This window comes from Chitinophaga sp. 10T418, from assembly GCF_056394125.1.
Map to the genome: position 1 here is coordinate 1 of NZ_JBFTHG010000032.1, position 9,650 is coordinate 9,650.

Sequence of the window (9,650 nt, forward strand, 5' to 3'; positions counted from 1 at the left end):
CGAGCCGCAGCAGGCCGCGCCTTCGACCTCTGTCTCGCCGGGAGCGCCAGCGGACGGCAAATCAAAAATGGAAGGCCGGGGGTGGCGGGCGGGGGCGGACAAAGTGGGTAGCGAAGGGATGGCGGGCATAAAAGCGACCAATGTTAGAAACAGCCCTTAGCCAGACCGGGAGCTACCCGAACGGAGGCTGAGGGAGTGCGAAAAGGGTGACAGGGTGGAGCGCAGACCCTGAAGCGCAGCGGAAGGGGCAAGCGGAAGCCTGGCGACCTTTTTGCCGACTGAGGCCGCAGTGAGACCTTTGACAGCCCAGGGCCTTTATGTATATGTGGTAGAGATATATTTATTACTCTAACCACAACAATACTATTACACTAGGGTGCAAATTCGATTTCCGCTCTGAGTACTAATTTAGCTTTGGTTTAAAACGAGCGTCAATAACGGTTTCTAATTCGACCTACCTCCTTTTATTGTAACTTCCCTACAATTTCCAGCTACTTCCTAACTAATAAAAATGCTATGATTCTAATCGAAACAAACTAACGAGCCTTAATTCTAGATACTTACCCATATTGTTTAATTATTCCTTTAAGTTATATTGCACTACTATAACCTTTTATTTAAGCTGGTATTAGATTTAAATTAAAATGGAAAAACACTTTTCAGTTTCACCAAGAGTATTGGCACATTTGGGAGCTGATTTAATTAAAAACGAGAGTATTGCATTGTTGGAATTAGCAAAAAATTCTTACGATGCTTGTGCTTCATTTTGTGAAGTGTCGTTTATCTCTGAAGAAGAAATCATAACCGAAATTCATATTAAGGATGATGGTTCTGGAATGAACCTCGAAACTATTTTAAAAGTCTATTTAAATCTTGGGACTAACTATAAGCTCAATAGAAAAGTGCCAAACGAGTGTAACAGAATACCACTTGGCGAAAAAGGAATTGGAAGGCTCGGCATTCATAAACTGGGTAATGTAATCCATCTAATTACTAAAAGTAAAGGTCATAAGGAAGTAAATCTTCTAATCGATTGGGATAAACTGGCAGAAGCAGAGGAAATATCTGATTTCAAAATCGAAGTATATGAAAATGATATTCCACGAGTTTTTAAAAATAGCACAGGTACCAAAATAATAATCAAAAACCTAAAAACAAATTGGGGAAAACGAGAATTAAGAGAAGTTTATAGGGATTTGAACACCTTAAACAGTCCATTTTCTAACAATAACGATTCCTTCAAGGTAAATATAAAAAACGATGACGACTTTTTTTATGGCCTCCCTGATTTTGAAGAGATAAAGGATAGCGCCTTGTATTTTGGTCATTGTAAAATGGTTGGAGACAAAATAGTGGAATTTAAATATGAGTTTAAGCCCTGGAGCTCCTTAGATAAAATAGATACAGGACGTACAAAAGTTATCACAGACCTACTTGACCAAGAGTTATGTTTGATTGATCAAAATGGAGATAGTATAGATCTAGAAAAAAGAGCAATTGGTCCAATCGAATTTGATATACTTATCTATGAAATGAGTTCTCAAATATTTAGCTATGTAAATGCTGAGAGGAAAAGTATCAAAGATTATCTTAGAGAAAATGGTGGGGTCAGGGTCTATAGAGACGGCGTTAGAGTCTATAACTATGGAGAAAAAGACAATGATTGGCTTGGCTTAGATAGAAGAAGAATTAATCGGTTTGCTGGCAATATAGGTAATAATATGATCATTGGTTCGGCACAAATTAATCGGGCTGACAGTGACGGGCTGCAAGAAAAATCTAATCGTGAGGGGTTTATTGAAAATGAATCATACTATGCTTTTGTAAATGCTGTTGAATATGCTCTCTCAATAATTGTCCGGGAAAGAAACATAGATAAGCAGGTGTTAAATACTTTATATCAAAAACACAAAGTAATAGAACCTGTTTTGTCTGACCTAAACGAAGTCATTCAATATGTTGAAGACAAAATAACCGATGAAGAATCAAAAAATGAAATCCTAAAATACCTATATCGGATAAACACACAATATGTTGAAGTTAAAGAAATACTGATCAAAAGTGCTAATGCAGGATTAAATCTTAGTATTGTTATCCATGAAATTGATAAATTAATTTCACAGTTAACAGGAAGTATCGAACGCAATGAAAAAGATGTTTCAATTAGCATTTCTTTAATGTTAGAAAAGATAGTAAAAGGATATTCTGCAATGATTAAAAAGTCTGACATAAGACTTACCCCATTATCCCACATTGTAGAAATTGCAACAACAAACTTCCATTTTAGATTTTCAGATCATAAAATTGATCTACTAACAAATTGGAGAGAATCAAACATTTCTGCATATTTGGCCGAGGCTGAGGCCATTTCTGTATTAACGAATATATTAGATAATGCAATCTTCTGGCTTAGTTATGCACGAAGAGAAAATAGAAAGATCAGCATATACTTAACAGATGCTATAAAGCTCAATAATATAGAGTATAACTCGATGATTATTTCCGATAATGGCCCGGGCTTTAATATTCCCACAGACATTGCGATTAAACCTTTCATTACTGGAAAACCACACAATATAGGGTCTGGACTTGGATTGCATGTTGCATCTGAAATGATGAAAGGAATGAAAGGTCACCTTTTATTTATAGACAAATATGATATTAATTTGCCCAATTATATCCAGAACATGGAAGTGGATAAAGCAATGGTGGCACTATGTTTCCCTAAAGAAAAATAATCAACCTCCTAAACTCATGATAGAAAAATTCATTGACAGCGTCCTCATCATTGATGATAAAGAAGCTGAGATAATCAATTTGAAAAATCTTTTAGAAAAGAAAGAAATTTGGGTAAAACACCATCTGCCCGAAGATTTAAAAAAAAGGACAACGCCGCTAAAATACAGTAAACTTATTTTCTTGGATTTACATTTAGAAGAAGATAAAAGCCCCATTGTTAATATAGGAATCATACGTTCATTATTTCAGAAAGTTATAGGTAAAGAATACGGAAGCTATGGAATCGTTCTATGGTCAAAGCATACTGATGAGATTGATGAACTTAAGAAAAGAATGGGGAATGATGGTGACAGCTATAGCTTACCCCTTTTCATTATCGGAGTTGATAAAACCAAATACATTCAACAAAACAACTACGATAACTTACTGACAGATATTGACACGGCGTTGCATCATGATGTTGCATCTAACTTTTTCATGTATTGGGATAGCCTAGTTGATAAAGGAAAGTACCATTCTATAAAAAGTATTTACTCATTAGTCAAAAATTATACAAACCTTCAGGAAGATTTACAATTCATCTTACATAAGTTGGCCCTAAATTACACAGGAATTCCACTTGGAAGTATTGAGAATTATAAACTTGAAATTGATGCAATTAAAGCGATTGCTGATATGCTACATTATGAAATTATACATCAACATGACGGTGATTTAGATCTCTTTAAAGTTGGCGAGGTAATAAATTTTTCTGGAACTCCAGAGGAACAAAAAAACGTATTTGCATCTTTGAATTCAAAACTATTTCTTGATTTCAAAAATATAGATCAAAGTAAAGTTATACCAGGGAACGTGTATCAAATACTAGAAGACAATAGTTTTTTCGGGATTACAAATGCTCCGCAGGGTGCAACCAAAATCTTGGTTGAAGTAACTCCGCCTTGTGATTTTGCTGTGGATAAAAAAGCGGACAGGTCAAGGGTGCTAGGTGGATTTTTTATAAATGAATTGTCGAATGGACAGAAAAGTACGTTTGGTAAAGAGCATTATTATAAAGAATTGGACGGTCTAATTTTTGAAGGAGAACCTGCCCCCAAGTATCTCAGATTTGACTTTCGATATTTTGGTTCCGTTACTGAAAATGATCTAAAAGATGTTGTCAAGTATAAACTATTATTTAGATTTAAAGACAAATTATTCGCAGATATACTGCAAAAATTAGCTTCACACACGGCACGATTGGGTCTGCCGTTTATTAAGTAATTCCTTCTATTTGGCAAATATTAAGAGCAACAGCCACTACTCTGCCTGACAGTACATGGATTTTTGATTAAGTGTTAACTAAGGGTAGTTTTTTAAAATTTCATATACTCCTAAAGCGAGGATTCTAGATGAATTCCCACTTTTTACATTGGATTTATAGCTCATTTGAGAAGATTGATACTCATTTCTTGATCACCAAATCTCATAAACCTTTTTTCAAAATCAGTAACTAACATTGGTAATATACAATAACTAATAAATATAATATAGAGCAAGGAGGACCTTCCAAATAAGCCAGCAAGCAATATGTCTATGAGCTACTAATAAATCTCTGCAGTATTTTTGCTGAAGGATAACTTGACATAGAAGAAATGCCATTCGCAAGTTCTATTGGAAACAAAGCACCTTCATACTTATGACTTACTAACCCAGGTATAGTAGCAAGGATCCTGCGCAATCCAATCATATCATTAGCGGAAGGGAAATTAGAATCATCCTTATATAATCCGGTAGGTACATTCAAAACCATGTATGTACCAGAGTCTAATTTGACATATAATTTCTCTCCCCAATTAGTTCTACTTCCATAAGGATTTGACAGCTCTGGAGATCTATACACTTCCTTTCGGACATAGCCATGAGACAATGGAGCATACGCAAGATCATCCCCCCTTTCAAATGGCTCAGTGAACAACACTATAGAAGATAGATGATCAAAGAAAGCACCGCTTTTTTCTTGACCGATAACATGGATAATTCTATTTTGAGCTTTAGCAAATTCAAAAAAAACTCTAATATTAGGTACTAACTTTGAATATTGACTTCTCAATGTTAATGGACCGTCTTTAATAAATATTGTTTCAGATACCAACGATTTATCTGAATGTCCCCACAACAATCTTATAGCAGTGAATAACATTAAGTGCTCCATTAAAAGCATATAAGCCGAAGCCACCGAATCTGGCGCGCTATCCTCATCCATATCAAGATGAAATCCAATCATATCTGTCAAGAATATTCTATTCCCACAGGATCCACACTTTCCCTCATCCGAATTGTACTCAAACCCTCCTTCAACTCTCAGATAACAATGGGGGCAGTCAAATTCAGGGCTTGACATTTTGGATCCTTCTTCCCATTTTTGATAGGTGATCCATTTCAGTGTTTCATAAAAAACACCATCTTCATCTATTTTAATTGATTCATTCACGATATTTCGCACAGCATCATAATTACTACCTAAGGAAGTTTGAATATTCCTAAGAGGGAATACTGTCGAATGGAACACGGCACTTTCTCTTAAAATGTCCTGCAATAAAAGAGGATGCGGATGCTCTTTATCAATTGAATCTAATTTCGTCTTATCGACGCTCAATAGAGCGGTCTTTACAAACGCGACTTCTTTGACAGGCTTTGTATCTGTAGATACAGTAACGAAAGAACCATCAACAGCCCATATATTTCTTAGGGGTATGGCTTCTGATAAATTAAAACGCTGCCAAGTCGTAGTGGTAGAAGCAGCATCTATACTCTTCCTATCCTCAAAGCTTTCAATTAACGATCTTACCCACTCGCTCTGAATAACTGACAGATGTCCTAGCTTTGAAGCCGTCTCCGCTCCCAACCTAGTTCCTTGATTGTATGCCATTTTCTTGTGTTATTTGTGATAAGGAGGTAGCTTCATATTTATATGCCTGAACTGGAATAACAAACCTATGGGACATAGTCAACATTCTCATGTAGCCTGGAGTTTTTGCCCTAAGAATATCATCCTCTATCCCCTGAAAAGCAATTTGTACTCTCGATAATGATTTCGTTTCATCTTGACTTGACAAATGTCCCACAAAGAAATTCTCAGTCTGGGCCAATAATTCACGATTGATGGTTGAAGGGGACTGAGTGGAATACACCATTCCAATATGGAACTTAGCCCCCTCCTTTGCAAATCGTGCATAAACGCCCGTAAGATCTTTGCTATCAGGAGGGAAAAGATTATGTGCTTCTTCAAAATAAAGCTGAACAAATGTGTTGCTAAGAGTATTTTCAACAAACTTATTTTCTTGATGTCCAAAAATGGCTCGTGAAAGCATATCCGAAAAATATCTACGAATTTGATCAGTAGCATTTCCTAAATCAAGAATTACCGTTTTCCCCTTATCAAGAAAATCTAAAATTTCGTTGATAAAGTCTCCAGCCGAAGAAGAATGATAACTTTTGTAGTTCCTTAAAAGTGTAGGGCCAGCACCAGATGCAGATGGATTAAAAAAATCCAATAAAGCTAAGTCATCAGCATCAAACAATTGCTTCTTGGATTTTGTAATAAATAATGAACTATCTGGATTCTTCTTTCTATAATCAGATATTAGCTCCAATTCAAACACTAATTCATCTAAACTAGTAACATCTGCTGGAGGATTTTGGCTTTTTGCTTTGTAGGCAGCATCTCTTAACTCTTTAGCAAAACCGGGATCAAAAACCTTCGCAGGACTTTGCAGTCCCTTTGATTTTAAACGTTGTTCATCACTATCAAATCCTGCTTTTTTTAGAATCGCCCAAAAGAATTGAATTTTTCGAATAGCTCTTACTTTATCACCATCTTGCAGTGATGCGATAGAATCGAAGGAAGCAAGCCTAACGTTTGCAAAACTTTTAATATAAATTGATGCTCTACTATCTTGGGCCAAAAGCGAGGCAATCACTTCAATAATGGAGTCTGGTTGCTCGTAGAAATTCAATCGTAAAGATCTAGAAGGTGTGGCGGCCCTTTTGGTCAGTGCATAAACTTCGCACCTATTGCTGTACGCGGATCTAATTGAGCAGTTGTCGTCTTGAGGATTATCATTTGCATACTCACCATTTATATCGAAAATTAGCTGGCCGACAGTATTGTCTGCAAATGTAGCGTCCAACATCCCCTTTGCAATTAATTTTACCACATTTGATTTGCCTAATCTMGTTTTACCAAACATTGCAGTTCTTGTACCCTTAAAATCTTGCATTGAAATGCTCACAGGAATATTGCTTGCTGCGCCAGTACTCAACAACCCACATTCCATAGTCCTTAAGTTTCCCAAAACAAATCTGTGATCATTTTTTACCATGCCATTTACAATAATTTGCAATAAGCTATCATCAGGAGCAAAAACTTTATAACGATGAGCACTCACAACATTGTTTACATCACCCGAGTATGCTAATTTCTGAGTATCCTGAGGATCCACATAGAACATTCCTAAAACATCACAGTTTAATGCCCCCCACTGTAACTCACTTTGCGTCCATACATCCAGTTCGGGCATTGATTTTTTATGAAGTTCAAAGTAGGTTTGTTGCACCTGAGTGCTTAATGGTGTAGGAGAAACGCCAGTCACTCGAAGAAGTGTAAAATGCAATGGTGTTATACCCGCATTGACTGGCGTCATGATAAGAAAAGAACCTCTAGGAATTCCCCCCACAGCAAGTTTATACGGATCACTCGTAATAATTTTAGCTGTTTCATATCCAAGTTCTAATACATATCCAACAAATCTCATCTTATCGATTTGCTTAGCAGTCTCCATTCTAGATTCTTGATCAAGAAAAAGTCTTAATGATTCTAGTGGATTACCATGTAATGTGGAATTGTTAATGAGGGTACTTAGTGTTTGACTAGCCATAGTAAATAGGTCATTGGGTTATAGTAGATTGGAAAGTAATACTAGTTCTTCATACTGTTTTCTATTATCAGGTGATGCAGATATCCCAGAAAAACGAGAAACGGTCTTAAGAACAAAATTCGAGTCTTCGTACAACTTCCTTACGGAATGATGATTTGCATTCGTAGACACAATATACGCACCTCTCAGCTGAGCTCTAACTAATGCTTTGGCCAAACGTTCTTGATCACTCCATAAGAAAAGTTTTTCATTGTATTTAATAAAGCCATTTAAATTATGTCGAACAGTATAGGGAGGATCAGCAAAAACTAAATCTCCCTCTTGTGCTTCATCTATCAACTCTTCAAAATCCGACAATCGAATAGTTGCATTCTCCAGTCTTTTAGAAATTGCTTCGAAGTCATCAGTATCGAGAAGTACTGCATTCTTACTCCCTCTAGGTACATTAAAAACTCCATCTAAATTAACCCGATAAATTCCATTAAAGCAAGTCCTGTTAAGATAAATCATTCTGGAAGCCTGTTGTAGCGGATCCTTTGTTCTTTTATCTCGAACTTGATAATAATATTTATCGCAATGCATACGTTGATGGTATTGAAGACTCTTTTTGATAAATTTCCAATTGGTCTTCAATCCCTCATAAACTGCAATTACATCTGGATTTATATCACCCAAAATAGCATCATCAGGAGCTAAATGAAAAAAGACTGCACCGCCTCCCAAAAAAGGTTCAATATATCTATTAAAATTCTTAGGTATTAGATCGAAGTGATTACGAACAAACCATCTTTTTCCACCAGCCCACTTCAAAAATGGTTGTATTGAGGTTGTATCCATGTGCATTATATTACAAAAACAACAAACGTGTATAGGTTAAGTGCTTAAATATAGTACTTTATTTCAATTACGCAAGAAAGAGGCATCCATTACATTAATGTTCTATCGGCGCTTATCTATAGTACCAATATGAAACACTACCAAGTTAAACATCGCCCGCATCCTACTTCTCAGCCTATTTCCATACACCACTTCCAGCTCCTGGCTATTCAAATTCGTGGTCACATGAGTAATCATCTTATTTGAAATAAACAAGTCATACCGCGAAAGCAATATCTCCCCCATTACATTACAATTATTCCCCCAATAATTCACTTCCTGCTCCAACCCTAGGTCATCAAAGCAATGTACCCTAGGTACATTGCTATACGGGAAAAAGGCATTGTTACTGTACCTGCTGATAACATCGTACCCAATCTTGCTAAACTCAAAACTGATGTGCCGGCAGGAGATCATATGCGGACGGTATGATTCCGCTACCAAAGGTCTCATAAGCGTCATAAGGGAGGTCTTACCGCAGCCAATCCGGCCGGTAAGCAAAATACCCTTGTGCAGATCGATATCCTCGGCAGCGGCAATCGCTTCATCCTGCAGGAAGTACGCCAGCAGTTTCACCACCACCGGCCGGTCTATGTCATCAATCCTGAAACGGGGTCCATAAACATTCTTTCCATGTTCTTCCAGCTGCTGCATTAGCTGGTAATAGTCATAAGGGCTCTGAATAGCTTTTGTTTTCATTGACATGGAGCCTTCCTGGCCCGGTTGATTGTTTGGTGTATCTGTCATGGGTTACATTTTTTAGAGAGGGAATATTTAGTATCCATTTGTGGGCAGCGGCCTGCCAGTCGGTGATCAGCGTCTTGCCGCCTTGTCGCCAGCCATTGGCCTGGTAGTGATGGAAAAACTTGCCTGCTTCCATCGCCGGGTAGACGTGGGTGTTAAAAAACTTCTGCACCTGGGGTAAGGTGGGGAGAACACGCCCGGTAGCATCTGCATTTTCCGCGCCGGGTGTATACTGATCGCTTTGGGGATTTTTAATTTCATTTTTATAATTTTTTTTTGAGAGCGAGAGCATGTTTTCTCTCTCTCGTTTATACTTGTTTATTTGTTTATTAAAGTGTCGCAAAATTGCGACTGGTATAGTATCACTTTTGC

Annotated in this window: 7 protein-coding genes; 2 read left to right on the forward strand and 5 right to left on the reverse strand. The window is 37.2% G+C overall.

What is annotated here, in order from left to right; translation table 11 throughout:
• The first annotated feature begins 644 nt into the window (after positions 1–644).
• Together AC1DCV_RS35525 and AC1DCV_RS35530 are read left to right on the forward strand one after the other, a co-directional pair.
• Entirely contained in the window at positions 645–2,738 is a 2,094-nt protein-coding gene (locus AC1DCV_RS35525) for an ATP-binding protein (protein WP_477027641.1), read from the forward strand.
• A 16-nt stretch (positions 2,739–2,754) separates the two neighbouring features.
• Complete coding sequence (locus tag AC1DCV_RS35530; RefSeq protein WP_477027642.1) at positions 2,755–4,002, forward strand: hypothetical protein; 1,248 nt, start codon at positions 2,755–2,757, stop codon at positions 4,000–4,002.
• Positions 4,003–4,312: 310 nt separating this feature from the next.
• Here AC1DCV_RS35530 and AC1DCV_RS35535 read toward each other — a convergent pair whose 3' ends face one another.
• From AC1DCV_RS35535 to AC1DCV_RS35555, 5 genes are all read right to left on the reverse strand, one after another.
• A complete protein-coding gene (locus AC1DCV_RS35535) occupies positions 4,313–5,650 on the reverse strand; it encodes a hypothetical protein (RefSeq protein ID WP_477027643.1) in 1,338 nt (445 codons plus the stop codon).
• On the reverse strand, positions 5,628–7,658 hold the full coding sequence (locus tag AC1DCV_RS35540; protein ID WP_477027644.1) for an ATP-binding protein: 2,031 nt from the start codon (positions 7,656–7,658) through the stop codon (positions 5,628–5,630). Before AC1DCV_RS35540 ends, AC1DCV_RS35535 begins: the two co-directional genes overlap by 23 nt.
• Positions 7,659–7,676: 18 nt before the next feature.
• Positions 7,677–8,495 (reverse strand): DNA adenine methylase, encoded by an 819-nt coding sequence (locus tag AC1DCV_RS35545; protein ID WP_477027645.1) that lies wholly within the window; start codon positions 8,493–8,495, stop codon positions 7,677–7,679.
• Positions 8,496–8,597: 102 nt separating this feature from the next.
• Positions 8,598–9,281, reverse strand: a complete 684-nt coding sequence (locus AC1DCV_RS35550; protein ID WP_477027646.1) for a hypothetical protein — start codon at positions 9,279–9,281, stop codon at positions 8,598–8,600.
• Positions 9,202–9,650 (reverse strand): hypothetical protein (locus AC1DCV_RS35555; protein WP_477027647.1); only part of this gene is annotated, 449 nt, incomplete at its 5' end. The genes AC1DCV_RS35555 and AC1DCV_RS35550, both read right to left, overlap by 80 nt.

Bases quoted from the DNA above. Each gene is read 5' to 3' on its own strand.
- AC1DCV_RS35525 (WP_477027641.1), top strand. From the start codon at position 645: ATGGAAAAACACTTTTCAGTTTCACCAAGAGTATTGGCACATTTGGGA.
- AC1DCV_RS35535 (WP_477027643.1), bottom strand. From the start codon at position 5,650: ATGGCATACAATCAAGGAACTAGGTTGGGAGCGGAGACGGCTTCAAAG.
- AC1DCV_RS35530 (WP_477027642.1), top strand. From the start codon at position 2,755: ATGATAGAAAAATTCATTGACAGCGTCCTCATCATTGATGATAAAGAA.
- AC1DCV_RS35550 (WP_477027646.1), bottom strand. From the start codon at position 9,281: ATGACAGATACACCAAACAATCAACCGGGCCAGGAAGGCTCCATGTCA.
- AC1DCV_RS35545 (WP_477027645.1), bottom strand. From the start codon at position 8,495: ATGGATACAACCTCAATACAACCATTTTTGAAGTGGGCTGGTGGAAAA.